Raw genomic sequence first — 25,918 nt, 5'->3', positions numbered from 1 at the left:
TGCATTCAGACCGTACTCGTTATCGTTGACCTCTATCGCGGGCAAGCCTCGCTCCTACAGGGTGTTACGTACACCGCCCTGAAGTCTTCAGGCGTCGGGTATTGCACCGATCAGCCGCTTTCTCGCTGAAACCACAATACATCCCGCTGAAAAACCGGATAATGGCGGCCACGTTTAGCTCGTTATTCTGGTAATCCCGCATGGAAATCAAGGTCAATTTTCTCGACAACCTTCGACTTGAAGCCAAGTTCGACGACTTCACGGTCATCGCCGACCAGCCAATCCGCTACAAAGGCGATGGCTCGGCGCCGGGTCCGTTCGACTACTTTCTGGCTTCGTCGGCCTTGTGTGCGGCTTACTTTGTGAAGTTGTACTGCGAAACACGCAACATCCCCACCGATAACATTCGCCTGTCGCAGAACAACATCGTCGACCCGGAAAATCGCTACAACCAGATCTTCAAGATCCAGGTCGAGTTGCCAGCGGACATTTCCGACAAGGACCGCCAGGGCATTTTGCGTTCCATCGACCGCTGCACGGTGAAGAAGGTGGTGCAAGCGGGACCTGAGTTTGTCATCGAGGAAGTGGAAAACCTCGACGCCGATGCCCAGGCATTGTTGATGCCTGCTTCTAATTCAGAGAGTGCGTCGGGCGCGAGCACCTATATCCTAGGCAAGGACCTGCCGCTGGAGCAGACCATCGCCAACATGTCGGGGATTTTGTCCGACCTGGGCATGAAGATTGAGATCGCTTCGTGGCGCAATATCGTCCCCAATGTCTGGTCGCTGCACATCCGCGATGCGCACTCGCCAATGTGTTTCACCAATGGCAAGGGGTCGACCAAGGAAAGCGCGCTGGCATCGGCCCTGGGCGAATTCATCGAGCGGCTCAACTGCAACTTCTTCTACAACGATCAGTTCTGGGGTGAAGACATCGCCAACGCGCCGTTCGTGCATTACCCGGACGAGCGCTGGTTCCAGCCGGGCCGCAAGGATGAGCTGCCGCCGGAAATCCTCGATGCGTACTGCCTGAAAATCTACAACCGCGATGGCGAACTGCGTGGCTCGCATTTGTTCGATACCAACTCCGGCAATGAAGCGCGTGGCATTTGTTCACTGCCGTACGTGCGCCAGTCCGACGGCGAAGTGGTGTATTTCCCCTCCAACCTGATCGAAAACCTGTACCTGAGCAACGGAATGAGCGCCGGCAACACCTTGGCCGAAGCCCAAGTGCAGTGCCTGTCCGAGATCTTTGAGCGCGCGGTCAAACGCGAAATCATCGAAGGCGAATTCGCACTGCCGGACGTGCCGCAGGAGGTGCTGGCGAAGTATCCGGGGATTCTGGCCGGTATCGAGGCGCTGGAAGCACAGGGCTTCCCGGTGCTGGTGAAGGATGCGTCGCTGGGCGGCGAGTTCCCGGTGATGTGCGTCACCTTGATGAACCCGCGCACCGGTGGCGTGTTCGCCTCGTTCGGCGCTCACCCAAGCTTTGAAGTGGCGCTGGAACGCAGCCTCACCGAGTTGCTCCAGGGCCGCAGCTTCGAAGGCCTGAACGATTTGCCACAGCCGACCTTTGAAGGCCACGCGGTCACCGAACCGAACAACTTCGTCGAGCACTTCATCGACTCCAGCGGTGTGGTGTCGTGGCGCTTCTTCAGTTCCAAGTCCGATTATGAATTCGTGGAGTGGGACTTCTCCGGCCAGGGCGAAAACTCCAATGCGGATGAAGCGGCGACCCTGTTCGGCATCCTCGAAGGCATGGGCAAGGAAGTCTACATGGCGGTGTATGAGCACATTGGCGCAACCGCCTGCCGCATCCTGGTGCCGGACTACTCGGAAATCTACCCGGTGGACGACCTGATCTGGGACAATACCAACAAGGCCCTGTTCTTCCGCGAAGATATCCTCAACCTGCATCGCCTGGACAACACCGAGCTCAACGCGCTGGCTGAGCGTCTGGTGGAAAGCGAGCTGGATGACTACACCGACATCACCACCCTGATCGGCATCGAATTCGACGACAACACCGCCTGGGGCCAGTTGACGATCCTGGAGTTGAAGCTGCTGATCTGGCTCGCCTTGCAGCAATACGAAGAGGCGAAAGAGGCGGTGGAAATGTTCCTGCAGTACAACGACAACACGGTCGAGCGCGGCTTGTTTTACCAGGCGGTGAACGCGGTGCTGGAGATGGAACTGGACGAGGATCTGGAGCTGGCGGACTACGAAGCCAACTTCCGCCGGATGTTCGGCAACGAACGAATGGACGCGGCGATCGGCTCGGTCAACGGCAGCGTGCGCTTCTACGGCTTGACCCCGACCAGCATGAAACTGGAAGGCCTGGACAGGCACCTGCGCCTGATCGACAGCTACAAAAAACTGCACGCAGCGCGGGCCAAAGTGGCGAATCTATCCCGGTAATGGCACACAACCCGTAGGAGCGAGCATGCTCGCGATGGACGTCAACGATAACGCGCCATGTCTGGATAAGCGCGTTGCCCCTACGTTTCTCGCGAGCCTCAGGCACCGAGGAGTGCCTGTCATACCGCGTCATCGTTCTTCGTTTTGTAGGAGCCAGGCTCGCCGGCGAACCATGCGCTGCGGTGTATCTGTCATACCGCGTTATCGTTCTTCGCTTTGTAGGAGCCAGGCTTGCCGGCGAACCATGCGCTACGGTGTATCTGTCTAACCGCGTCATCGTTCTTCGCTTTGTAGGAGCCAGGCTTGCCGGCGAACCAGGCGCTGCGGTGTTCTGTCATACCGCGTTATCGTTCTTCGCGGGCAAGCCTCGCTCCTACGGGCGAACCAGGCACCGCGGTGTATCTGTCATACCGCGTTATCGTTCTTCGCTTTGTAGGAGCCAGGCTTGCCGGCGAACCAGGCGCCGCGGTGTATCTGTCTAACCGCGTCATCGTTCTTCGCTTTGTAGGAGCCAGGCTTGCCGGCGAACCAGGCGCTGCGGTGTATCTGTCATACCGCATTAGGGGACGGGCATTGTGCACGCTAACCGCTGGAGCAGGTGGTGGCTGGCAGTCCGAGGTATCGAGCTATAGTGGACGGCGAGTTCGCCCACCGATATTGAGGTGCACATATGGCCAAGGCCGCAGATGTCGTCGTGCAATGCCTGGAAAATGAAGGTGTCGAGTATGTATTCGGCATTCCCGGTGAAGAAAACCTGGACCTGCTGGAGTCGCTGCGAAAGTCCCAGATCAAACTGGTCCTGACGCGCCACGAACAGTCCGCCGGCTTCATGGCCGCCACCTACGGACGCCTCACCGGCAAGACCGGCGTCAGCCTGTCGACCTTGGGCCCGGGCGCGACCAACCTGGTCACCGCCGGTGCCTACGCCTACTTGGGCGGCATGCCGATGCTGATGATCACCGGCCAGAAACCCATCAAGAAGTCCAAGCAGGGCCGCTTCCAGATCCTCGACGTGGTCGGCATGATGCAACCGCTGACCAAGTACACCCACCAACTCGCCTCCGCCGACAACATTCCGTCCCGTGTGCGTGAAGCCTTTCGTCTGTCGCTGGAAGAAAAGCCCGGTGCCGTGCACCTGGAGCTGCCGGAGGACATCGCCGCCGAACAAACCGACAGCATGCCCATCTCGCCGAGCCTGGTCCGGCGTCCCCTGGCCGAGCACAAGTCCATCGATGGCGCCGTCGAAAAGCTCAAGGCCGCCCGCAGCCCGATCCTGGTGATCGGCGCCGGGGCCAATCGCAAGATGACCTGCAAGGTCCTCAAGCAACTGATCGACAACACTGGCATCCCCTTTGTCACCACACAAATGGGCAAGGGCGTGGTCGACGAACGTCACCCGCGCTTCCTTGGCAACGCGGCGCTCTCTGCTGGCGACTTCGTCCATCGCGCTGTTGAAGCGGCCGACCTGATCGTCAACATCGGCCACGATGTCATCGAGAAGCCGCCGTTCTTCATGGTCCGTGGCGGCACCGAGGTGATCCACATCAACTTCCGCTCCGCCGAAGTCGACCCGGTGTATTTCCCGCAGATCGAAGTGGTGGGCGACATCGCCAACGCCGTGTGGCAGATCGGTGAAGCGCTGCCGGTCCAGCCCCATTGGGACTTCAGCCGCCTGCTGGCGATCCGCGAAGCCAATGAAGCCCAGGTGATCGAGGGCGCGGACGACAACCGTTTCCCGATCTACCCGCAGCGTTTCGTTGCCGACGTGCGTCGTGCCTTGCCATCCGAAGGCATCGTGGCCCTGGACAACGGTATCTACAATATCTGGTTCGCCCGCAACTACAAGGCCCACAAGCCCAACACCGTGCTGCTGGACAACGCCCTGGCGACCATGGGTGCCGGCCTGCCATCGGCGATGGCCTCGCACCTGGTGTACCCGGATCGTCCGGTGGTCGCGGTGTGTGGCGACGGTGGCTTCATGATGAACAGCCAGGAGTTGGAAACCGCCGTGCGCCTGAAGATGAACCTGACGGTCATCATCCTGCGCGACGACGGCTACGGCATGATCCGCTGGAAGCAGTCGAACATGGGCTTCACCGATTTCGGCCTGGACTACGGCAACCCGGATTTCGTCATGTACGCGCAGAGCTACGGCGCCAAGGGCCATCGGGTGGAAAGCGCCGAAGCCTTCCTGCCGCTGTTGCAGCGCTGCATCAGCGAGCCGGGGGTGCATGTGATCGATTGCCCGGTGGATTATTCGGAAAACGACTTCATTCTCAACAGCGAACTCAAGCGCAGAAGTGCGCTGGTCTGAGCCATCGAACGTCCTTTGGCCTAAGCGGCGGTACGGCATCGTACCGTCCGCCAGAATCTGACCCCCGTCGCATAAATTTGAAATGCGCGGCATTGCTCGACACAATCACGCCCCGATCCGGCCAGCGGTGGCGGACGTTCGTGGTGAGAAGGGGTGGCAGTTGAACGAGCAGACTTTGTCCATGCGTCTGGAACGCGTGGCGGCACATGTGCCGGCAGGCGCGCGCCTGGCCGATATCGGTTCGGATCACGGCTATCTGCCGGTGGCGTTGATGCGCCGTGGCGTCATTGCGGCAGCGGTGGCGGGGGAGGTGGCGTTGACGCCGTTTCGTTCGGCCGAGCGCACCGTGCGCGAGAACGACCTGGACCCCTGGATCACCGTGCGCCTGGCCGATGGCTTGGCAGCCATCGAACCGGTAGACGAGATCACCGCGATCAGCTTTTGCGGCATGGGCGGCGAGACGATTCGCGACATCCTCGAGCGCGATAAGGCGCGCCTGAGCGGCCAGGAACGGCTGATCCTGCAACCCAACGGCGGTGAACCGCCACTGCGCCAGTGGTTGATGGAAAACGGCTACCGGATCCTCTGCGAGGAAGTGCTGCGGGAAAACCGCTTCGACTACGAAATCATCGTCGCCGAGCGTACGGGACCTGTGACGTACACCGCCGAAGAACTCTACTTCGGCCCGCTGCAGATGCAGGTTCGCAGCCCGGCGTTCCTGGTCAAGTGGCAGCGCAAGTTGCGCCAGAAGCACAAGACCCTCAACCAGTTCGCCCGGGCGCGGCAGGGTATGCCCGAGGAGAAAGTGCAGGACGTCGCCCGGCAGGCTCAGTGGATCACCGCGTTATTGGCTCAAGCCTGATCCGGCGACGGTAACGCTCCCGGTGCACCGCCACTGACGCGATACGCCCGGTTATCGGTCCAGCAACGGCGCCAGCAGCGCGCACATGCCGCGCCAGTGCGAACCCTCCCAGTAAATCCGTTCACAGCCATCGCAGCGCAGAAAATGCGAATAGAGAACGCCCACGCGCGGTGGTACGTGCAGTCGGGCCAGTTCCGGGCTGATTTCGTGCAGCGGCAGGTTGCAATGCAGGCACAGGCTGAAGGGCCGCGCACTGCGGGCCAGGTCGAGGCGTTCGTATATTTCACGCAGTTGCAGCGACGGCTTGAGGGCATGTACGTAACAGCCGTGGCTGATGATTCGCCGCTTGAGCAGTTCGCGGTCGCGGGTCAGCACGATGCGTCCTTGGGTCGCGGCGATCTCGGCAATTTCGCCATCCTCGAAGCCATTGTCGAAGAGGGTGTCGAAGCCACTCATGCGCAACAGGCTGGCCAGACCACCCAAGTGCGCATCCGCGACGAAGCGCAGCACCCGCAAGGGTTGCGCACGTACCTTGAGCAGTGGGCTGATGTCCAGGGTTTCGAACTTGGGGTACACCGCCAGCCGATCACCGTCGAAGATCACCCGCCCGAAACCCACCGACTCGCCATTGAGCAGCACCAGCTCGACCTCCGTGTGCGGTACTCCGAGCGCCTCGATCATGTGCTTGACCGTCGCCCCTTGCGCGCACTCGCAGGTAAAAGACTGCCGCCGTCGTTCGGCCGACAGGAAATCGTTGAGCTCCTCGTAGAAGCGAAACGTTGCACGGGTCATGTTCAACAGTATGGCAGGGCGGCAGGAGGAAGGCGTCCCGAGCGGCAATCTTCTGCGGCAGGCCCCAAACGAAAGACTGTCCCTGCTGACCGACTTACCCCTTTATTGCCAGCACATTGCAGGGCACTTTGTGCAGCACGTGCTCTGTCGTACTGCCCATTAGCTTGTGCAGACCTTTTCGATGGGTATCTCCCATGATGATTACATCGGCTCGGCTATGGGCCGCGAAGTCGGACATCACGTGGGTGGGCGTCCCTTCAATGAAGTGCTGCCGTTCAGTGGGGACGCGGTAGCTGTCAGCCAACGCAATGAAGGACTTGTGCAGGGCGCGGCGTACGTCGCTGCTAAACCCCGGCATCGTCACGGCGCCTGCGCCGGCGTCCGAGAGGTGGGTCTGCGAGGGATCGAAGGCGTGCAGCAGGTGCAGCTCTGCATTGCACTGCGTGGTCATGCGTTGCGCGGCCTGGATGATGCGATCGTTGATTTCAGTGATCGGGTGATCGGGATGCGACAGATCCACGGCGGCCACGATCACCCGTGGAAGCGGACACCTGACTTCGCTGACCAAATGAACGGCCACCGGGCAGTCGCGCACCAGATGCCAATCCAGAGGCGTGGAAAACACGCGTTTGAGTGTCGATTCGTGGTGGACGTCCTTGATCACCAGGTCCGGTTGCAGGTCCTTTACGTGCTGAAGGATTTCTTGCAGTACGTCCCGCGCCAATACCACTTCGGTGGTCACCGCAACGCCGTTGCCGCGGATCAGCTGGGCTTCATCTTGCAGCCACATCTGGTTCTCTTGCTGGCAGATCTCGCGAAAGTGCTCATCCCCGCTCATCAATCCCAGGATGTCGACGTCTTCGATGAACACTGTGATATGCAGCACTGCGTCAGTGGCTTTGGCCAGTGCGACGGCCCGCTCCATTGCAGGCGTGTGACGCATGGTTGGACCGACAATCAGAAAGAGGCGTTGATATTGGCTCATGTCGCACCTCCAGCATTACAGGTTGTCCGTGGGTGTGTGCCGGCACCCTGCGGCACAGGGTGGCGTGCTTCTAGCGCCTCGACTTCCCGGGCCGACCGTACCAATATACGCCAGCATCCGGGAGCCAGGCTTGCGAACGCTCCATACCGCCACGCTATGTAATGAGTGAACGACCCATGATCCGCCAGGCCGTTGCAAACGATGAAGCCGCCGTACGCGCTTGCGCCGAGCAAGCGTATCTGCCGTATGTCCCGCTCATCGGCCGCCAGCCTGCGCCGATCCTGGCGGATTACGAGGCACAGATTGCAGCCGGTCATGTGTACCTTTGCACGGGCGAGCAAGACCAATTGCGAGGATTCATCGTCTTCTATCCGCTGGATCGGCACATGTTTCTTGAAAACGTGGCCGTATCAACAGCCGGACGCGGGCAAGGTATCGGCAAATCGCTCATTCAATTCTGCGAGGCCGAGGCGGTGCGCCTCGGGCTTGGCAGCGTTCATCTCTATACGAACGAGAAGATGGCCGACAATCTGTCGATTTATCCTCGGCTCGGTTATGTCGAAGTCGGGCGGCGTTCGCAGGACGGCTTCAATCGCGTCTACTTCGAAAAACGCCTGGCTTGAGCCTTCACTGCTTGTAGCCAATCTGCCGCAACAGGTTCTTGCGCCACTGGATGTCTTCCTCGCCCTCAATGTCATGGGCACAGAATCCGTCCACGACACCCAGGATGGCGCGCCCTTGTTCCGTCTTCGCCAAAACCACTTCGGTTGGGTTGGCGGTGGCACAAAAAATACGGCAGACCTCCGGCACCATCTTGAGGGTGTTCAATACGTTCAGCGGATAGAAACCCTCGCCCAGGAACACCATGAAGCTATGGCCGGCGGCGATGGTTTTCGCATTCTGGCGTGCCAGTTCGATCATGGCCGGATCGGTGCCAGACCATCGCACCAGGCATTTGCCGGAGGCCTCACAAAAGGCCACGCCAAACCGGATACCTGGCACGGTATTGACCAATGCTTCATGGATGTCCTCGATGGACTTGATGAAGTGCGTCTGGCCCAGAATGAAGTTCGTATCGTCCGGCTTATCGATTTTCAATGTGATGAGTTGCATCTCGAACACCTCCTTTCACGAGGGTGCACAAAGCGCCTGACAGTAGATCAAGCATAGCTACTCATTGATTTGCGTTTGACCGACCCCGTTTAAAAGCCCGATTTTCAATTCGCTTCAGGCCGGACTCGATCTGATGTGTCATGAAATGAAAAGAAAATGTCGTCGAATGAAGGGGTACCCCTGAAAACATCACGTAGAAGAGGTCGCTGGCGACATCAGGAACGAGACGATCTGCTGCCCACTGCTCAACATCTAATAAGAAGAATCAAAATATGCTCAGGAACATTAGTATCGCTTGGCGTGCGTCTATTGGTTTCAGCCTGGTTGCAGCGTTGACCGCTGGGTTGGGTTTTTTTGCGCTGTCCAAGCTGGACGACATGCGTGAAAGTACCCGGCAAATCAGTGACGATTGGTTACCCGGCGTGATGGCCCTGAGTCACGGTGCGCAAAACGTTCAACGTCTGCGCGCCCTGACCCTGCGCGTCATGATCAACCGCGACCCGCAGAGCCTTGAGCAGAACTACAACAAAATAGACGTGCTCAAGACCGAAACCCGAAAAGAAATGGAGCAGTACGAAAAAACCATTCTCGTCGATGAAGACAGGGCGTTGTTCGAGCACTTCAGGACCGCCGCAGTGGCCTACATGTCACTTCAGGCCAAAGTGATCGATTTGTCCCGAAAGGATCAACTCGAAGCCGCCCGAAACATCATTAACGGTGAGATGAACCCAAGCGCGGATGCGTTAAGCAAGACGCTCACCGACCTGGTTGACTTCAATAACCGTGGCGCCAAGGGCGCTGCCGCCAACAGCGTCGAGGTCTACAACAGTGCGCGCAGTGGCGTGATCGGCGTGCTGTTGGTGGTCGCGCTGGCGTCATGCGTGGTGGCCGTCGGCTTGATTCGCAGCATTGTCCTGCCGTTGCGCCAATCGGTTCGGTTGGCCGAAACGGTGGCAACCGGCAACCTCACCACACGCACGGTGGTAGTCGGCAACGATGAGCCGGCGCGACTGATGGCTGCCTTGGCAACCATGCAGAGCAATTTGCGCGACACCCTCACAGCCATTGCCGAATCCTCCAACCAACTGGCCTCGGCTTCCGAAGAACTGAGCGCGGTGACCGAAGATGCCAGCCGTGGGTTGCATCAGCAAAATGGCGAGATCGAGCAGGCGGCCACGGCGATCAATGAAATGACCAGTGCTGCAGAGGATGTTGCCCGCAACGCGGTCTCCACGGCCGATGCCACGCGGGCGTCGGACCTGACCGCCCAGCAAGGCCGGCAGCAGGTGCTGCGCACCGTCGACGCGATTGGCGAACTGGCCAGCGGCGTTACGGCAACGGCCGTGGAGGTGGAAAACCTGGCAGGCCGGGTGCGCGACATCAACCAGTTCGTCGATGTCATTCGCACGGTTGCCGAGCAAACCAATTTGCTGGCACTCAATGCTGCCATCGAAGCGGCCAGGGCAGGGGAGGCCGGTCGCGGTTTTGCCGTGGTCGCCGATGAAGTGCGCAGCCTTGCGCATCGTACCCAGCGTTCGACCCAGGAAATCGAGCAACTGGTCACGTCCATCGAGCAGGGGACCGTGCAGGCGGTCAGTGCGATGCAAGCAAGCAACAGCCGCGCCCACGATACGCTGGAGGTGGCCCAGGCGGCAGGACAAGCCCTCGATCAAATAACCTCCTCGTTCACGCAGATCAATGAACGCAACCTGGTGATCGCCAGCGCGGCCGAGCAGCAAGCGCAGGTCGCCCGGGAAGTGGATGGCAACCTCGTCAACATTCGCGAGCTGGCATCACAGACCGCCGCCGGCGCGACACAAACCAGCGCCGCCAGCCAGGAACTGTCGCGCCTGGCCGTTTCACTCAACGCTCTGGTGTCCAGGTTTGTGATTTAACCCCAGGCGCGTTTGCCTCGGTCGGGGATCGGATAGTGGCGAGTACCAGTACGGTGTTCGCGGCGCCCATGAATCATTGACACTCCCCTGTGGTGAGTAATGCCATTCACTTAAGGATATTTTGAGACGAGCTTTACATTGTGGCGAGGGGATTTATCCCCGTTGGACTGCGTAGCAGTCCTTCTTTTGGGGCCGCTGCGCAGCCCAGCGGGGATAAATCCCCTCGCCACAGGTGTGTATGAGGATCATAAAACACGGCTTGTGTATCGCTGTGTATCCGAACCCCCTGTACGGAGACTGGCTTACAAATGCCCCGCGATCCGGATACATCCGGGATACACGTGTGCAGTCAAATAGCCTGGCCTTAGCGAGAAAGCAAACGCCCTCGCACCACGGCTTATCGCCCTTGTGGCATGACCCAAAGCGGCCTGACCGCACACTGTATCCGGAGTAATAACCATGTCCCGTATGTCGAATAAATCCCGCATTGGCTTGATCGCAGTTGCACTGGCCGGCAGCATGAACCTCGCGTCGTCCGCCTTCGCCGCTGACGCACTGCCTCAAGGCTACCAATTGGCCGCGGCCGAAAAAACCAGTGAAGGCAAGTGTGGTGAAGGCAAGTGTGGCGCCAGCGAAGCCGGTGCCAAAGTGACCAAGGCTGGTGAAGGCAAGTGCGGTGAAGGCAAATGCGGCGACGCGTCTTTCGCCCGCACCGATGCCGACCACGACGGCCGAGTGTCCCTGAAGGAACTGCTGGCCGTGGCCCCGCAAGGCGGTGAAGAATTCAAGGCGATGGACACCAACGGCGACGGTTTCCTCTCCGAAGGTGAGGTCTACAAATTCCGCACCAACCAGTACATCACCAACGGCAAGAAAGTCCCGACCGAGCTGTTCACCAAAATGAGCAAGGCTCAGAGCTGATCGTTCTGTGTCACGCCAACCTCCCCGGATTTACATCCGGGGAGGTTTTTTATGGCGTGAGGGAATGGAGTGGATCGATCACCGAGGAGGCCGGGTGCAATCAAACAACGAAGATCGCGCGACTCCACCTCAGTCCCTTGTGGGAGCGAGCCTGCTCGCGAAGGCGGTATTCCAATCAATGAAGATGCGGCGGGTCCAATAGTCTATTCGCGAGCAGGCTCGCTCCCACATTGGGGTTTGCTCGTTCCAGAAACCGGGTACATCCCAAATGCCTCATTCAAGCCACTGCCGGCCGCGCAATCTGCTGCTGCGCCAAGCCAATGAACGCACTCATGGCCGAAGTGATCATTGAGTCGTTGCGGCGGATGAACACCGTGGACACGTTGGCGAACTCCGGTGGCAACGTGTGCCAGCGAATGCCGTGACGCACGCTGCAATTCTGCGCGATGGCCCTGGGCAGCAACGTCACGCCCATGCCCGCCGCGACGCACGAGAGGATGCCGTCGAGCGTGCCCAGTTCCATGACCTGGTTGGGCACCAGCCCCACCTGGTAGAACCAGTTTTCCAGGGTCGAGCGATAGAAGCAGCCGGTGCGGAACACCAACACCGTTTGCTGGGGCATTTTCTCCATCAGTGCCGGCAGTGACTCGAACTGGTTGCTGCTGATCAGCACCAACTCTTCGCTGAACACTTCCTGCTGGGCCAATGCCGAGTTCTGGTGAAACCCGCCCACGAAGGCGCCGTCGAGCCGATGGGATTCAACCGCCTTGATCAGCTCCACCGTCGTGCCGGTCAGCAACGACAACTGCACTTCAGGGTATCGCTCACGGTATTGGGTCAACACTTGGGGTAAACGGATGGCGGCGGTGGTTTCCATCGAGCCTAGCCGCAGCAGGCCGGTCGGGCTGCCGGTGTCCATCAAGGCGCTGCGGCTCTCGTCGGTCAGTTGCAGGATGCGTCGCGCATACCCGAGGAAGATCTCGCCCGCCGATGTCAGCACCACCCCGGACTTCTTGCGGATGAACAGCTCGCGGTTGAGTTCGGCTTCCAGCTCTTTCACACGCATGGTCACGTTGGACTGCACCGTGTTGACCTGCAACGCGGCGGCGGTGAAGCTGCCCAGCTCGGCCACGGCGCAGAAAATCTTCAGTTGGCGCATTTCCATGATCGTCTCAAGCCATCTTTAAAAGTGATTGCTGATTGGTTTAGCGATCACTTTAAAGATATTAAGCGCAATGGGTAAAGTGACCTTCGGCTGTTCCTCATTCGGCACGTTTCCCTGTAGGAGCCAGGCTTGCCGGCGAACCGGACGCTGCGGTGTATCTGTAGTAACGCGTCATCGTTCTTCGCCTGTAGGAGCCAGGCTTGCCGGCGAACCGTACGCAGCGGTGTATCTGTAGTAACGCGTCATCGTTCTTCGCCTGTAGGAGCCAGGCTTGCCGGCGAACCAGACGCTGCGGTATGTCTGTCATACCGCGTCATCGTTCTTCGCGGGCAAGCCTCGCTCCTACAGGGGGGGGCGATTTGATGTGCCAACTTATCCCGCGACGACGAAAATGATGATTGGCCCGCACACCGCGAGCAGCACGTTGGAAATTGCATAGCAAACGGTAAACCCGATTACCGGGGTGTTGCTGGCGGACTGCTCGATGATCTTGTTCATCGAGGCCGCTTCGGTTTGCGCCCCCGCCAGGCCGCCGAACAGAATCATGGGGTGCAGGCGCAGCACGTACCGGCCCACGTACAACGCCACCAGCGGCGGCAGGATGGTCACCACGGCGCCCGAGAACAGCAAGGCCAGCCCTTGTTCCTTCATGGCCGCGAACGCGGCGGGCCCCGCCAGCAGACCCACCACCGCGCCAAACGCGGTCAGGCCGAATTCGGAAAAAGCCCACTGGGCAGCGGCCGGCAGGGCGCCGATCTCCGGGTGACGGGAGTTGTACCAGCCGATCACCAGCGCGGCCACCAGCACACCGCCGCCGATCCCCAGTTCCACCGGGATCATGCCGATGTGAGTCGACAACAGACCGAGCAACGACCCCAGCACCATGCCCAATGCATGCACGGCGATGTCACTCTTGTAGTTGTGTTGGCGAATCCGCCCCAGGCGCTTGGCCAGCGCCTCGACACTGGCGGTGCGTCCCGTCACGCTGATCACGTCGCCACGGCGCAGCACGGTATTGGGCAGCAAGGGCAGGTCATAACCCTGACGGCTGATGGTGTTGAGAAAACAGCCCTGGTGCCCGGTGCTTTGCAGTCTTTCCCTGGCCTGGTGAATGGTCTTGCCGGCGAACTCCTTGGAGGTCAGCACGATGTCCGCCTGCCGGGTCGCAAAGGACAGGGCCTCGGGATGATCGATCTCCGGCCCGACCTGGTGACTGAGGGTGCCGACCGCTTCGCGCAAGGCATACACGCCGATGACGTCACCTTCCATGAGGGTCAAACCTTCATCGCGCTCAATCACCCGCCCGGCACGGACGACCCGCTCGATACTCAGGTATTCATGGGGCTTTTCCACATCGGCGATTCGCTGGCCGTTGGCCTGGCCGTTTGCCGCGACCTGATGGGCGCGCACGACAATGCGCGTGTAGGGCACGGTGATCGCATCCTCGTTTTTTGCGATCCCCAGCTCCAGTTCCAACTCCCGCGCTGATGCCTTGAGATCGATCCCGAGCAATTTCGGCGCAATGCTGCCGACGAAGACGATCAGGCCGATGGTGCCGAACAGATAGGTGATCGCGTAGGCAATCGCCATGTGGCTGTTGAGTTGAGCCTTGGCCGCGTCATCGATGGTCAATTGGTTGATGGCGCTGGTGGCCGTGCCCATGATCGCCGTATCCGTCAGGGCGCCGGCGCCGAGCCCTGCGGTGAAGCCGGCGTCGAAATGAAAGATCGCGTTCATCAGCAAAATCGAACCCAGGGCCGTCGCACACAGCACCACGGAAAGCACGACCAGTTTCAGGGTGCCGCGATTGAGGCTGCCGAAAAACTCCGGCCCGCTCTTGAAGCCGACGGCATAAATGAACAACACGAAAAACACCGACTTCAACCCCGCCGGCACCTCCAGGCCGATCTGCCCGATGAGCAGGCCCATCAACAGCGCGCCGGCCACGGAACCCAGATGAAAACTGCCAATGTTGATGCGGCCGATCAGGACACCCAGGGCAATGGCCAGGAACACGGCGATTTCCGGGTCGGAGCGCAGGGCGTGCAGGAAAAAATCGAGCATGTTGCAGTCTCCCGGCAATGGCCGTCACTTATCCATTTTTTGATAGGGGTGCGGTAAATCCGTCGTCCTTAAACATCCTTATTTCATTGTTGTGACTTCACGCAGAAAGGACAGTAAGTACAGATCGCAGCGTAGTTCAGCAGTGGATTGTTGTCAGAACGGTGCCCTTAAAGTTTGAAGTGATAACAGACTTCCCCGGTATCCAGTCTTTGCTGATCGACCTTCATGTTATCGATCAATAAAAAGAAACCACTCACCACGAGGGTTCGCTGCGCTGATCTCCCTGTGCCAGACGCCTCTGTTGCGTCGGCGATATTGGTTCAATGCAGTCACGCCAATAAACCGCTCACGTCGACTAACAGCCAAATTTGTTGCACTTGATTCTCGACAATTCTTTGCCAGCAACTACTTTTATTTTGGCTTGCATTCGCCGACGGCGGCATTGGCCTCTCGTCCACGGGGGAGTTATGCAGATGCCTTGGCAGGGATGAATTTTCGAGGAAAGCTGCATGCGACCTATTCGAGTCCGTTGTACTTCGTTGTTCTGTTTGCGCGCGTTGACCTGGTCGATGGCCCTCATGGCCGGTCACGCCACGGCGGGCGGTATTTTGATTTATGAGGTCGGTCAGGAGGGCAACGGGCTGGCCAACGCCGGCGCCGCTGCACTGGCCACCGATCCCAGTGTATTGATGAGCAACCCGGCCGGGATCACGCAACTGGCGGGGACGCAAATGAGCGTCAATGCCCAGGTGATTCTCGGCGACATCAATTTCTCTCGTGACAGCAACAACCAGTTCGATGGCAATGAAGGAGGCAACGCACTGCAATGGTTGCCCGGCTCGAGTTTTTTCATCAGCCACCAGCTAGATGATCGCTCGGCAGTCGGCTTCGGCATGTACGGCAACTTCGGGCTGGCGCTGGATTACGACGATGACTGGGCTGGACGCTACTTCACCCAAGAGGCTGCGGTTATTGGCGTGTCCTTCCAGCCGACCATTGCCCACCAATTCACCGACCAGCTGTCGGTCGGCATTGGCCCGCGCATCGTGTACGGCTACTACCGTACGGAAATGGCCATCAACAACAACCTGCTCGGTCTGACGGACCGTCCGGACGGCCAACTCGAATACAAGGACACCGACGTCGGCGCGGGGGTCAACCTCGGCCTGCTGTACAAATTTGACGAGCGCACCCAGGTGGGCCTTGCCTACACCAGCAAGGTCAAGCTGCAGTTCGAAGACAAACCTCATCTGAGCAAAATCAGCAACCCGGCCATCAATGCCGCCCTGAGCCGCCTCGATGTCGACTCCCTGGAGCTGGACATGAACGTGCCGCAGACGGTGCTGCTCAGTGTGGCTCATCAACTGGACCCGCAGTGGAAGCTGTTGGGCAGCCTTGGCTGGCAGGACTGGAGCGACTTCGGCGAAATCGGCGTGGAAGTTGACAGTAACGTTGGCGGCGTCGACCGCACCGTCAATCGACAATACAAGGACACCTGGCACGCCTCCGTCGGCGCGCAGTACCAGGCCACCCGGCAAGTGCGCTGGAGCATGGGCCTGGGTTACGACAGCTCTGCCGTGGATGACAAGGACCGTACCGTCGACAACCCCATGGGGGAGGCGTGGCGACTGGCGACGGGGGTCAATTATCAGTTGGAGGAAGGGCTGGACCTGCACATGGCCTACACCCTGGTCTGGATGGGGGATATGGATGTCGACCAGACCAAGGCACGCTCAGGCAACACGCTCTCCGGTACGTACCGCAACGCCGCATTGCACATCATTGGCGGTGGTGCCACCTGGCGCTTTTAGCGACCGCCAGGTGATCGCGCAGATGGCTGGGATGCCCGGCAAGGCTGGGCGAAGGACAGGGTCAAGTCCTTCCAGGTACTCAAGAATAAATAGCGTCATCACGTTTTTAGCTGTACTGCGAACGGCGCCGACCGGCACCGTTTTGACCTGTTGCTGTGCAACGGGTTGCGCCTTCAGTCCGTTGCGTTGCGCAGCGATCGCCTGACCTCGGCCTGGATGGCATACGCCGGCGCCTCCACCGTGTTGAAGTCTTGCGTATAGCGCTGGGCAAATCCTTCGACCCCCCATTCCTGATACTGCTGGACATGTTTGAGCTCGTGCGCCCAGAGCGCGACGTTCTGTTCTGCGCTTTGTGCGTCCCGGAAGAGGATGATGTCGATCAGGGTCACGGCGCCCACATCGGGGTTTTGCAGCATGGCCGTAGCGGCGTTGAATTGGCCGTTATCGTTGATGCAGTAGCGCGCGGCATCGAGGACTTCGGGACCGTACCAGCGCAACAATTGCTCGCGGATGTGCGGTGGAATGGGTTGGGTGTCTCCGGTGGCGGCTTCAGTGCGGGCCTGGGTCAGCCACAGCGCCAGGCCGGTTGTCGCGAACTGGTAGATGTCATCCAGTTGCTGCAGTGCCGGCAGGCAGACGCAGCCGTCCAGGCACACTTGTCTCTCGCCCGCCGGGCAGGCGTCGTTCTGGGCTTGCACTTCAAGCGTCAGGCACAGCACAGACAGCGCCAGCAGACGAGTGATGATGGACGGCATTGGGCGCTCCCTGGGCGAATGCAAGGCAATGAGGGGGTCGCCGTCGATCGACGACCCGCCTCACTTTATCCGTAAAAGCTACTGAGGATAATGATTCATCATTTGTGATCCATAAGATCATTAATCATCATTTTACATGATTAAACGGTCGGCCTACCTTGGCCCTGCCTGCCGCGATGGGCGCATCGGCCGTGAGTTCGCCATGTGCATTCAGGCGGGGGATTTAGCCTTTTTGCTCATCACCTTCAGGTGTCGTCATGTCCAACGCTTTGCTGTCCCTTTTGAACATCGAACTGCCGATCCTCCAATCACCGATGGTCGGCGTCTCTACGCCCAGGCTAGCGGCAGCGGTGTCCAATGCTGGCGGGCTCGGCTCCATCGGTATCGGGGCAAGCAACGTCGAACAGGCGCGGGCCATGCTGCGCGAGACAGCGGCACTGACGGACAAGCCTTTCAATGTGAACCTGTTCTGCCATGCGCCGGCGGTGCAGGACAGGGTGCGTGAAACTGAGTGGTTGAATGCGCTGGTACCGTTTTTCGCTGAGTTCGAGGCTGGCGTGCCGACATCGCTGCGTGAGATCTACACCTCGTTCGTCGAAGACGTCGGCATGCTGCAGATGTTGCTGGAAGAGCGACCGGCGGTGGTCAGTTTCCATTTCGGCTTGCCGCCACAACCGGCCATCGACGCACTCAAGGACGCCGGTATCGTCCTGCTGTGCTCCGTCACCTGCCTGGCCGAAGCACAGCAGGCGGAACGCGCCGGCGTGCATGCGCTGGTGGCGCAAGGTTACGAAGCCGGGGGACATCGCGGGGTGTTCGATCCGCAGCGGGACTGTGAGATGGGCACCTTGGCGCTAGTCCGTGTGCTAACCCAAGCGTGCCGGCTGCCGGTGATCGCGGCAGGCGGCATCATGGACGGCGCCGGGATCAAGGCCGTCCTGCAGCTAGGCGCCAGCGCCGCGCAGTTGGGCACGGCGTTTATCCTGTGTCCGGAATCCTCGGCGAACGCGGCTTATCGTGAAGCCCTGCAAGGCCCGCGCGCGCACCAGACCCGAGTCACCCGCGTCATCTCCGGCCGACCTGCGCGGGGCATGGTCAATCGCAACTTCACCGATCTTGAAGCCAATACCCTGGCTCTGCCGGATTACCCCATCGCCTATGACGCCAACAAAGCGCTGAACACGGCGGCAACGGCCAAGGCCAACAGCGACTTCGCCGTGCAATGGGCCGGGCAGGGCGCACCATTGGCCCGGTCCATGCCGGCGGCGGCTTTGGTGGCCCTGTTAGCCACCGAATTGAACGCCTGACACCATCCCCCGTAGGAGCAAAGCTTGCTCGCGAAGACGGCATTACATTCAGCACAGATGCCGGCTGAAGCACCGCTTTCGCGAGCAAGCTTCGCACCTACACGGTTTGCGTATTGTCTGAGACGGCGAATGCTTAAAAATCCACGGTTATCGTCAGTTTCAATGACGTATTCGCCGCGTTGCAGGCCTTCGATGCGGTTGGCATAGAACGACACAGGATTCGAGAGCGCAATAGCGACGATCTGGAGGTCATGCGGCCTGCCTGTGGAGGCAAAGGAAATATGAGAATTTCCCTACACACCGAACGACGGCGAAAAAGGTATCAGCGGAAAACAAAAATAGGTTCTGTCGGTGTATCGCAATGTATCTCGCTCGCCGGCAGCCACGTGCGCATACAAAAACGGCCGGAGGCGACACGTACGGGATACAGGGTGAGCGCGTAATGGAGCTGCCCGATCACGGCACCCGCGCTTTTTACCCCGCGCTCATTGGAGAATTGCGATGTCCCGAAATAAAAAGACTCAAGTCGCCCGCCTGCTCGGCGCCACCCTCGTCGCGGCGGCGCTGATCACTCTTGCCGGCTTGTCCCGCGCCGATGAGGCCAAGTCAGCCCCCGCCGGCCAGGCACCTGCCAAGAACTGGCAGACCGGCCTAAAACGTACCGACCTGATCAAGCGCGATCTGGATGTCGGAGGGCAGGAAGTCATTCAGGTGATCGTCGATTTCGATCCGGGTGTCGTTTCGCCAAGGCATGCCCATCCGGGCGTCGAAGTGGCTCACGTGCTCTCGGGGACTTTCGAGTACGAACTCGAAGGCCAGCCAAACGTCGTGCTCACGGCTGGCCAATCCCTGTACATCCCCGCCGGCACCCCCCATGTGGCGAAGAACATCGGCAAGGACAAGGCCTCGGAACTGGCGACCTACATCGTCAAGAAAGACACCCCACTGTTGATCCTGAAACCGTAAACACAGACCACTCCCTGTAGGAGCGAGCCTGCTCGCGATGGACGCAAGGACGCCACGGGGTATCAGATCTCCCGCGTTATCGTTGACGACCATCGCGAGCAGGCTCGCTCCTACAGAGGGTGATGGCGATCAGGCAGGCAATGCCAATCAGTCCCAATGCAACGGTAAAGGTCACGCGCATCCCTGTGCCGGCACCCAATTTCATCGTCGTCGAGACGAAGGCAAACACCGCCCCCATCGCCGAAGCCCCGGTCATCAACCCCAGGTTGCGCGACAGGTTCAGCAACCCGGACACCACGCCCTTTTGCGCCGGCAAAACGTCGGCCATCACCGCGGTGTTGTTGGCCGTTTGAAACACCGCATAACCCAGGGTGATCACAACCAGAGGGGCAAGGTAGCCGGCGATACCGAGGGTGCTCGGCAACACCGACAACAGCAGGCAGCCGAGCGCGAGGGCGATCAAGCCGGCGACGGTGGTGGTCCGGGCGCCGAAGCGGTCGACAATCCGCCCGGCTGGCACTCCACCCAGCGCAGCGACCAACGGCCCAACCGACAAAGCAAGCCCAACCTCGACCGCGTTTAACCCCAGTGCTTGCGACAGGTAAAACGGCCCGACCACCAGCGTCGTCATGATCACCGTGGTCACCAACAGGCTCATGATCAGACAGCCGCTGAGCTGCCGATCGCGCAACATCGTCAATCGAATCAATGGCGCGGCGACGCGCCGCTCTACCCACACAAACACTCCGGTACCGATACAGGCCACCAGCAGGAGGGCGAAGTTGAGCGGACCGAAATGCCCGTGCCCCAACGTCAAGGCCAGTGCGTAAGAGGCCAGCGTCAGGGCCAGCAACAGAGTGCCCAGGGGATCGAAAGCGCTCCGTAAGGGTGCTGGTTTGTGCTGATCGGCGGGTAAACAACGGTAGGAGAGCACCAAGGTCAACAAGCCCAACGGCACGGTGATCAAAAAAATCCCCCGCCAGCCAAACCCGGCAATCAGCGCGCCACCCAGCGCCGGCCCCATTGCCGTGCCGATGGCCGACATCGTGCCGAGCACTCCCATGGCGCTGCCGGTTTTCTCTTTCGCCACCGTCTCGCCCACGAACGCCAGAGTCAGCGCCATCATGATCGCCGCGCCAAGGCCTTGCAGCGCACGCGCGCCAATCAACAGATCAAGGGTCGGAGCCAGGCCGCACAAGCCCGACGCGAGGGTGAACATGGCGATCCCGGCCAGCAGCAGGCGCCGCCTCCCCATCAGGTCACCGAGGCGCCCGACGCTGACGATCAGCGTGGTGATGGCCAACAGGTAGGCGAGGACAATCCACTGCACCTGCGCAAAGGACGCATCGAACACCTGTGCCAGGGTCGGCAGAGCGACATTGGCAATGCTGGTGCCCAACGCTGACAGCAACATCGACAGCGACAGGCTGGCCAGCGCCCACCTGACCGACGGTGTCCGTTGCCCGGTTACTGTCACGACCGTGGTGGAATCCATGCTGCACCTCTTTTCTGACCACTCCCGATTGGAGCTACCGCCAATCTACGTCTGCGCCTAACATGGCGGAAGGCGCACGGGTTGCACTTAATACATGCAACAAACGCCATGTCAGCCAATTGCGAGGCGATGTATGTCCACACCCGATTTCAACTTGTTGATCACACTGGATGTCTTACTGAGCGAGGGCAGTGTGGCGCAGGCCGCCAAACGCTTGCGCCTGAGCCCGTCCGCCATGAGTCGGGCATTAGCGCGCCTGCGCGAAACCACCGGTGATCCGCTGTTGGTCAGGGCAGGGCGTGGCCTGGTGCCCACACCGCGGGCATTGGCGCTGCGTGAGCGGGTTAGCCATTTGGTACAGGAGGCTGAAGCGGTGCTGCGCCCGGCCGAACAACCGGATCTCCAGCATCTGGTGCGCACCTTCACCCTGCGCACCAGCGAAGGTTTTGTCGAAAACTTCGGTGCCGCGTTGATCGCCCGCATCGCCGATCAGGCACCGGGCGTACGTTTGCGCTTCGTGCACAAACCCGACAAGGACAGCGCTTCACTGCGCGATGGCTCGGTCGACTTGGAAACCGGCGTCGTTGGCAAGGTTGCGAGCCCGGAACTGCGCACCCAGGGTTTGTTTCGTGATCGTTTTATCGGCGTGGTACGGGTCGGCCATCCACTGGGGGACGGCGAAATCACACCTGCACGCTATGCGGCAGGCAATCACATCAGCGTGTCCCGGCGCGGGTTGGACAAGGGGCCGATTGACGAAACCCTGGAACCCCTCGGTTTGCAACGCCGGATCGTGACCATCGTCGCCGGCTTCTCCACGGCATTGGCCCTGGCCCGTTCCAGCGACCTGATCGCCAGCGTCCCGGAGCGTCATACCGCCAATTTGCGCACCGGCATGCACAGTTTCGCGCTGCCGCTGGTACTGCCAGAATTCACCGTCGCCATGCTCTGGCATCCGCGACTGGATGCCGACCCGGTGCACCGCTGGTTGCGAGGCTGTGTTCGAGAGATCTGTGGGTAAATCGAAAACCCTTCGATAACTTGCATATCTATCCAGTTTTGTATATTTGATATTGAATTAATGGCTGTTAAGTTGATGTAACTGTTGTAACTCTTTGATGGGTAAATTGGAATATAAAGCGGCTGTTTTGATATAAAAGCATTTTGAACTTTGCTCTCGATATGATGTATGCAATGTCCAAGGTCTGTAGTTCTTATAGGCTTGTGGTTATTTGGCGATGTTAAAAAGCGATGGATGGTACAAGTCAATTTGTCATCGTGTTGGCTTTTAGTTAGGTTGCTAAAATTTTATGTTATTGAAATAAAAGGTTTTTTAATCTTCTGTTTCGTCGTCTTGGATCGGGGCACTCTGTTGCGCGAGGGTGACGTGATTTCAGTCATCTGATTGTCCAAAAATAACTTCACCATTCGCCCCACCCTTTCCTGATGGGGTGCTAGTGTTTGTAGTCTTCTATTAATCGCACCTGTCTTTATATAAGAGGACGTGCGTCATGCCGATTTCAAATCCTCGGATCGCGATTCTCGGTAATAGAGTGCCAAGCCTGAATCTTCCCGAGATCGCACACTTTTCCGATCTTGGCAGCCTGTTGGCTGTCAGCGCTTTCGATGTCCTGCTGCTGGACATGCCCGGCACACATGCCGGTAAAGTCCTGCGAAAATTGCGCTCCATCCCTCCTTATCGTTACACCCTCATTTATTGCTGCCGTGATCAGGATGGCGAGTGCGAAGCGCTGGGGGATGGCGAGTGCCCGGCGGACTCCAACCAGATAAAAACCAACTGGCGTGGTTGGCTGGAGCGCTTCAGGTTGATCAATCAGGGGGCGGCGCCCGAACGCTTTGAAAGCCGGGTGCTGGCCTGGCTGTGGTTGCGCGATGACGCTCGCATCTTTGCCCTGCGAGACCCGCAAGTCCCTCAGCATTACCGCTACCCGTTGCTGGATGTCATGGCCGACAACGAGCAGGTCAATCCTTTCGTCTGGCTCAGTCTGATGGCGCAACAGGATTGGCTGGAGGAGGGGATTCTGGTCGATCGGGTCCGGCTCTGTTCCGAGTGTGGCTCCGGACGGCTCAATTACATCGACGTGTGCGCCGAATGCCAGGCCCTGGACATTGCGCGGCAACCTTCCTTGCACTGTTTCACCTGTGGGCACGTCGGCCCTCAGGAATCCTTCCTCAAGGACGGCGTGCTGCTGTGCCCCAACTGCCTGAACCGCCTGCGCCACATCGGCAGCGACTACGACCGCCCGATGGAGAACTATCGCTGCCGGTCATGCCAGGCGTTTTTTGTCGATGCCGAAGTGCAGGCACGGTGCCTGGACTGCGGGCTGGCGCACACACCGGACCAGTTGCGGGTCCGGGAGATCCGGGATTTCCGCCTGAGCGAGGCCGGTCGTTTCCGCTGCCGCCAGGAATTCAGCGACCGTTCGGCGCAGCACTTCGGGCGTCTGAATCTATTGGGCGGCAAGGACTTCTACGACCTGCTGAGCTGGCAGATCCAACTGGTGCGACGTTACCCCGAGCCGGCCTTCTCGTTGATCGGCCTGCGCTTCGTCAACCTGGCCGGAACCCTGTCGCGCCTGGGAGAGCAACGCGGCCACGCGTTCATCGACAGCGTGACGGATCGGCTGAAAGAAACCGTCAGGGACACCGATCGCTGCTCGCGAAGTACCGAAGAGTTCTTCTGGATCATGCTGCCCCATACCGATGCCAAGGGCCTGGACACCGTCAAGCAGCGCCTGGGCAAGGTCGCGGAGCTGTTTTCCGCGCCGGAAACCAGCGACATTTCCTTGCGCGTGATCAGCATCACCGCGCCCCATGATCTGCTCGACCAGGAAGATGGTGAACTGCTCCTGGCCCGCCTGGCCGGGGAGTTGGGGTGACGCCATGAGCCCATTGCTGGAGCAACTCTACAACCTGATCGTCTCGCTCATGGGGCCCGATGGGCTGAGTCGGCTGTTCTACATGCTCTTTCCGTTGTTCCTGATTTTTGAATTGCCGTTGATGGTCCTGGTGATACTCGGGGTGCTGCGCTGGTTCACGCGGCGGCGCAGCCGGGTACCGAAGATCAGCGTTTATCGCCCTCGGGTCTCTTGCATCATCACCTGCTACAGCGAAGGGATGGACGTGCAGACCACACTGTTAAGCCTGTGTGAGCAGACGTACCAAGGCCACATCGAGATGATTCCGGTGGTGGACGGCGCCACGATGAATCAGGCAACACTCAGCGCCGTGCGCAGTTTCAACGTTGACCCGCAGTTGTACCCCAGGCGCCATTTGCGGCCGATCGCCAAGTGGCAGCGGGGTGGACGGGTATCGTCGTTGAACGCCGGCCTGTCGCTGGCCAGCGGTGAAATCGTGATGGCGCTCGACGGTGATACGTCCTTTGACAACAACATGGTCAGCGCCATCGTGCGCCATTTCGAAGACCCCTCGGTGCCGGCAGTCGCTGGCAGCTTGCGGGTGCGTAATGCCTGGACGTCCTGGGTGACCGCGATGCAGGCGCTGGAGTACTTGCTGTCGATCCACATGTCGAAAATCGGCCTGTCGGAATGGAACCTGGTCAATAACGTCTCGGGGGCCTTTGGTGCGTTTCGTCGCAGTTTCCTGGTGAAGATCGGTGGCTGGAACACCCACACTGCCGAGGACCTGGACCTGACGCTGCGCATCAAGAGCTACTTCAAACGCCACGACTTGAGGATTCCCTTCGAGCCAGAAGCGGTCGGGCACACCGATGCGCCGGCAACGCTCAGGCAGTTTCTGATGCAGCGCCTGCGCTGGGATGGCGACCTGTTTTTCCTCTACATCAGAAAGCACAACCACAACATCAACCCGCGCCTGTTGGGCTGGCCGACCTTTGTGATGATCCTGCTCACGGGGTTCTTTTTTCAGTTGGTGCTGCCGTTTCTCATCTTCAGCTACACCTTGCTGGCGCTTTTCATACTGCCGGGCAAGACGCTGCTGTTCCTGTTCGTGCTGGTCTACCTGCTGTACCTGATGATCACCGCGCTGCTGTTCGTGGCCATGTTGCTGATGGTCTCGGACCGGCCAGGGCAGGACATGAGGCTGGGGTTGCTGGTACCGCTGTTCCCGCTGTTCATGCTGATCCTGCGCTGCTGGAGCGCAGTGGCGATGCTCAACGAGATGTTCCGTCGCGGCCATGAAGAGAGTTCGATGGCCCCGTGGTGGGTGCTTAAACGAGCGACGAGGTTCTGAGATGCGATCGATAGGGCTTGCCTTGATCCTGGCGCTGCCACTGATGGTGCAGGCAGCGCCGTCGACATGGTCCCAGGCCAGTTACGTCTGGGACAGTGAAGGGTTGCTCGATCCCGGGCATCGCGCGACGGAACTGGCGGCGCTGCGCCAGGCCGGCATGAACAAGATCTACCTGGGCCTCAAGGCCGAACAGCTCAAGGATCTGGCCACCACCCGCCAACAGCTCGCGCAATTGCTGCCAGAGGCGGCAGGCGAGGGGGTGCAAGTGAGTCTGTTGCTGGGCGATCCAGAGTGGCTCAAGCCGCAGGAGCGTCATCAGCTCAGCGATTTGCTCGGCAAACTCAAAGGGCTTTCCTTCATCAGCCTGCACTTGGACCTGGAAGTCGAACAACTGGGCGTCCCCGTCCCTGATCAGCGCTTGAAAGACTGGCTCGACACCTTGCGCATGGCCTCGGCGCAAAGCCCCTGGCCGGTGGAAATCTCCAGCCATCACCGCTGGTTCGCCGAACCCAAACCCGGACAAACCTGCGTGCCCTGTGCGCTTCCCGATGCGGGCGTGCGCCAGGTCAGCCTGATGATCTACACCCGCAACCCGAAAAACAGTGCGCGAATGGCCGAGCAGATCGCCCAGCGCTGGCCCGCGCTGCAATTTCGCCTGGCGCAAAGCACCGAGCCGCAACTGGATGCCACGGAGTCCTGGGCCGGCGCGTCGACCGAACAGTTGCAGCGTCAGGCCAACGCCTGGCGCCAGCAACTGCAACCTCAGGGAATTGCCGGCATCGACTGGCAAGCCTGGCGAGACTTTCCAAAACGGTGAACCGAG

At 59.8% G+C, this 25,918-nt stretch carries 21 protein-coding genes; 13 read left to right on the top strand and 8 right to left on the bottom strand.

Translation table 11 applies throughout. From position 1 onward, the window contains the following. Positions 1 to 200 precede the first annotated feature (200 nt). Positions 201 to 2,417, top strand: coding sequence for an OsmC domain/YcaO domain-containing protein (locus tag ABTV22_RS18390; protein WP_433735922.1), 2,217 nt, complete (start codon positions 201 to 203; stop codon positions 2,415 to 2,417). A 191-nt stretch (positions 2,418 to 2,608) separates the two neighbouring features. Here the strand turns inward: ABTV22_RS18390 and ABTV22_RS18385 are convergent, their stop codons facing one another. Beyond that, on the bottom strand, positions 2,609 to 2,755 hold the full coding sequence (locus ABTV22_RS18385; RefSeq protein WP_433735921.1) for a hypothetical protein: 147 nt from the start codon (positions 2,753 to 2,755) through the stop codon (positions 2,609 to 2,611). 332 nt (positions 2,756 to 3,087) lie between these two features. On the opposite strand from ABTV22_RS18385, the gene ABTV22_RS18380 reads away from it, so the two are divergent. Further along, positions 3,088 to 4,731 carry an acetolactate synthase large subunit gene (locus tag ABTV22_RS18380; RefSeq protein WP_433735920.1) on the top strand — a complete coding sequence of 548 codons (1,644 nt, stop codon included), beginning with the start codon at positions 3,088 to 3,090 and terminating at the stop codon, positions 4,729 to 4,731. A gap of 160 nt (positions 4,732 to 4,891) precedes the next feature. Then, positions 4,892 to 5,593, top strand: a complete 702-nt coding sequence (locus ABTV22_RS18375; protein ID WP_433735919.1) for a tRNA (adenine(22)-N(1))-methyltransferase — start codon at positions 4,892 to 4,894, stop codon at positions 5,591 to 5,593. A gap of 51 nt (positions 5,594 to 5,644) precedes the next feature. On the opposite strand, the gene ABTV22_RS18370 is transcribed toward ABTV22_RS18375, so the two are convergent. Continuing rightward, positions 5,645 to 6,385, bottom strand: coding sequence for a Mut7-C RNAse domain-containing protein (locus ABTV22_RS18370; RefSeq protein ID WP_433735918.1), 741 nt, complete (start codon positions 6,383 to 6,385; stop codon positions 5,645 to 5,647). A 94-nt stretch (positions 6,386 to 6,479) separates the two neighbouring features. Then, the gene (locus ABTV22_RS18365) at positions 6,480 to 7,370 is read right to left on the bottom strand and encodes a universal stress protein (RefSeq protein ID WP_433735917.1); all 891 of its coding nucleotides are present in this window, start codon (positions 7,368 to 7,370) and stop codon (positions 6,480 to 6,482) included. Positions 7,371 to 7,546: 176 nt separating this feature from the next. On the opposite strand from ABTV22_RS18365, the gene ABTV22_RS18360 reads away from it, so the two are divergent. After that, positions 7,547 to 7,993, top strand: a complete 447-nt coding sequence (locus tag ABTV22_RS18360; protein WP_433735916.1) for a GNAT family N-acetyltransferase — start codon at positions 7,547 to 7,549, stop codon at positions 7,991 to 7,993. Positions 7,994 to 7,997: 4 nt separating this feature from the next. On the opposite strand, the gene ABTV22_RS18355 is transcribed toward ABTV22_RS18360, so the two are convergent. Further along, on the bottom strand, positions 7,998 to 8,483 hold the full coding sequence (locus tag ABTV22_RS18355) for an adenosine-specific kinase (protein WP_433735915.1): 486 nt from the start codon (positions 8,481 to 8,483) through the stop codon (positions 7,998 to 8,000). 272 nt (positions 8,484 to 8,755) lie between these two features. Here ABTV22_RS18355 and ABTV22_RS18350 point away from each other — a divergent pair, with 272 nt between their 5' ends. Further along, positions 8,756 to 10,378, top strand: coding sequence for a methyl-accepting chemotaxis protein (locus ABTV22_RS18350; protein WP_433735914.1), 1,623 nt, complete (start codon positions 8,756 to 8,758; stop codon positions 10,376 to 10,378). 459 nt (positions 10,379 to 10,837) lie between these two features. Continuing rightward, positions 10,838 to 11,299 (top strand): HvfA family oxazolone/thioamide-modified RiPP metallophore, encoded by a 462-nt coding sequence (locus ABTV22_RS18345; protein ID WP_433735913.1) that lies wholly within the window; start codon positions 10,838 to 10,840, stop codon positions 11,297 to 11,299. Between the two features lie 277 nt (positions 11,300 to 11,576). Here ABTV22_RS18345 and ABTV22_RS18340 read toward each other — a convergent pair whose 3' ends face one another. Beyond that, a complete protein-coding gene (locus ABTV22_RS18340) occupies positions 11,577 to 12,464 on the bottom strand; it encodes a LysR substrate-binding domain-containing protein (RefSeq protein ID WP_433735912.1) in 888 nt (295 codons plus the stop codon). A 372-nt stretch (positions 12,465 to 12,836) separates the two neighbouring features. Then, a complete protein-coding gene (gene aspT / locus ABTV22_RS18335) occupies positions 12,837 to 14,528 on the bottom strand; it encodes an aspartate-alanine antiporter (RefSeq protein ID WP_433735911.1) in 1,692 nt (563 codons plus the stop codon). 569 nt (positions 14,529 to 15,097) lie between these two features. On the opposite strand from aspT, the gene ABTV22_RS18330 reads away from it, so the two are divergent. Continuing rightward, the gene (locus ABTV22_RS18330) at positions 15,098 to 16,339 is read left to right on the top strand and encodes an OmpP1/FadL family transporter (RefSeq protein ID WP_433741442.1); all 1,242 of its coding nucleotides are present in this window, start codon (positions 15,098 to 15,100) and stop codon (positions 16,337 to 16,339) included. A 173-nt stretch (positions 16,340 to 16,512) separates the two neighbouring features. Here the strand turns inward: ABTV22_RS18330 and ABTV22_RS18325 are convergent, their stop codons facing one another. Further along, a complete protein-coding gene (locus ABTV22_RS18325; RefSeq protein ID WP_433735910.1) occupies positions 16,513 to 17,094 on the bottom strand; it encodes an eCIS core domain-containing protein in 582 nt (193 codons plus the stop codon). A gap of 257 nt (positions 17,095 to 17,351) precedes the next feature. Between ABTV22_RS18325 and ABTV22_RS18320 the strand changes: the two genes are divergently transcribed. Both ABTV22_RS18320 and ABTV22_RS18315 read left to right on the top strand, forming a co-directional pair. Then, on the top strand, positions 17,352 to 18,401 hold the full coding sequence (locus tag ABTV22_RS18320; protein WP_433735909.1) for an NAD(P)H-dependent flavin oxidoreductase: 1,050 nt from the start codon (positions 17,352 to 17,354) through the stop codon (positions 18,399 to 18,401). Between the two features lie 501 nt (positions 18,402 to 18,902). Continuing rightward, entirely contained in the window at positions 18,903 to 19,367 is a 465-nt protein-coding gene (locus ABTV22_RS18315) for a cupin domain-containing protein (RefSeq protein ID WP_433735908.1), read from the top strand. 76 nt (positions 19,368 to 19,443) lie between these two features. On the opposite strand, the gene ABTV22_RS18310 is transcribed toward ABTV22_RS18315, so the two are convergent. Then, a complete protein-coding gene (locus tag ABTV22_RS18310) occupies positions 19,444 to 20,862 on the bottom strand; it encodes an MFS transporter (protein ID WP_433735907.1) in 1,419 nt (472 codons plus the stop codon). Between the two features lie 133 nt (positions 20,863 to 20,995). On the opposite strand from ABTV22_RS18310, the gene ABTV22_RS18305 reads away from it, so the two are divergent. From ABTV22_RS18305 to ABTV22_RS18290, 4 genes are all read left to right on the top strand, one after another. Continuing rightward, positions 20,996 to 21,883 carry a LysR family transcriptional regulator gene (locus ABTV22_RS18305; RefSeq protein WP_433735906.1) on the top strand — a complete coding sequence of 296 codons (888 nt, stop codon included), beginning with the start codon at positions 20,996 to 20,998 and terminating at the stop codon, positions 21,881 to 21,883. A gap of 490 nt (positions 21,884 to 22,373) precedes the next feature. Continuing rightward, positions 22,374 to 23,762 (top strand): diguanylate cyclase domain-containing protein, encoded by a 1,389-nt coding sequence (locus ABTV22_RS18300; RefSeq protein ID WP_433735905.1) that lies wholly within the window; start codon positions 22,374 to 22,376, stop codon positions 23,760 to 23,762. Positions 23,763 to 23,766: 4 nt separating this feature from the next. After that, positions 23,767 to 25,095 (top strand): glycosyltransferase family 2 protein, encoded by a 1,329-nt coding sequence (locus ABTV22_RS18295; RefSeq protein WP_433735904.1) that lies wholly within the window; start codon positions 23,767 to 23,769, stop codon positions 25,093 to 25,095. Position 25,096: 1 nt separating this feature from the next. Then, positions 25,097 to 25,912 carry a hypothetical protein gene (locus tag ABTV22_RS18290; RefSeq protein WP_433735903.1) on the top strand — a complete coding sequence of 272 codons (816 nt, stop codon included), beginning with the start codon at positions 25,097 to 25,099 and terminating at the stop codon, positions 25,910 to 25,912. Positions 25,913 to 25,918 lie beyond the last annotated feature (6 nt).

Source organism: Pseudomonas putida (assembly GCF_050990305.1).
In the GTDB taxonomy this organism is placed as follows: Bacteria; Pseudomonadota; Gammaproteobacteria; order Pseudomonadales; family Pseudomonadaceae; genus Aquipseudomonas; species Aquipseudomonas putida_AH.
The sequence above is the reverse complement of the archived record's forward strand: the minus strand, read 5'-3'. Positions and strand labels throughout refer to the sequence as shown.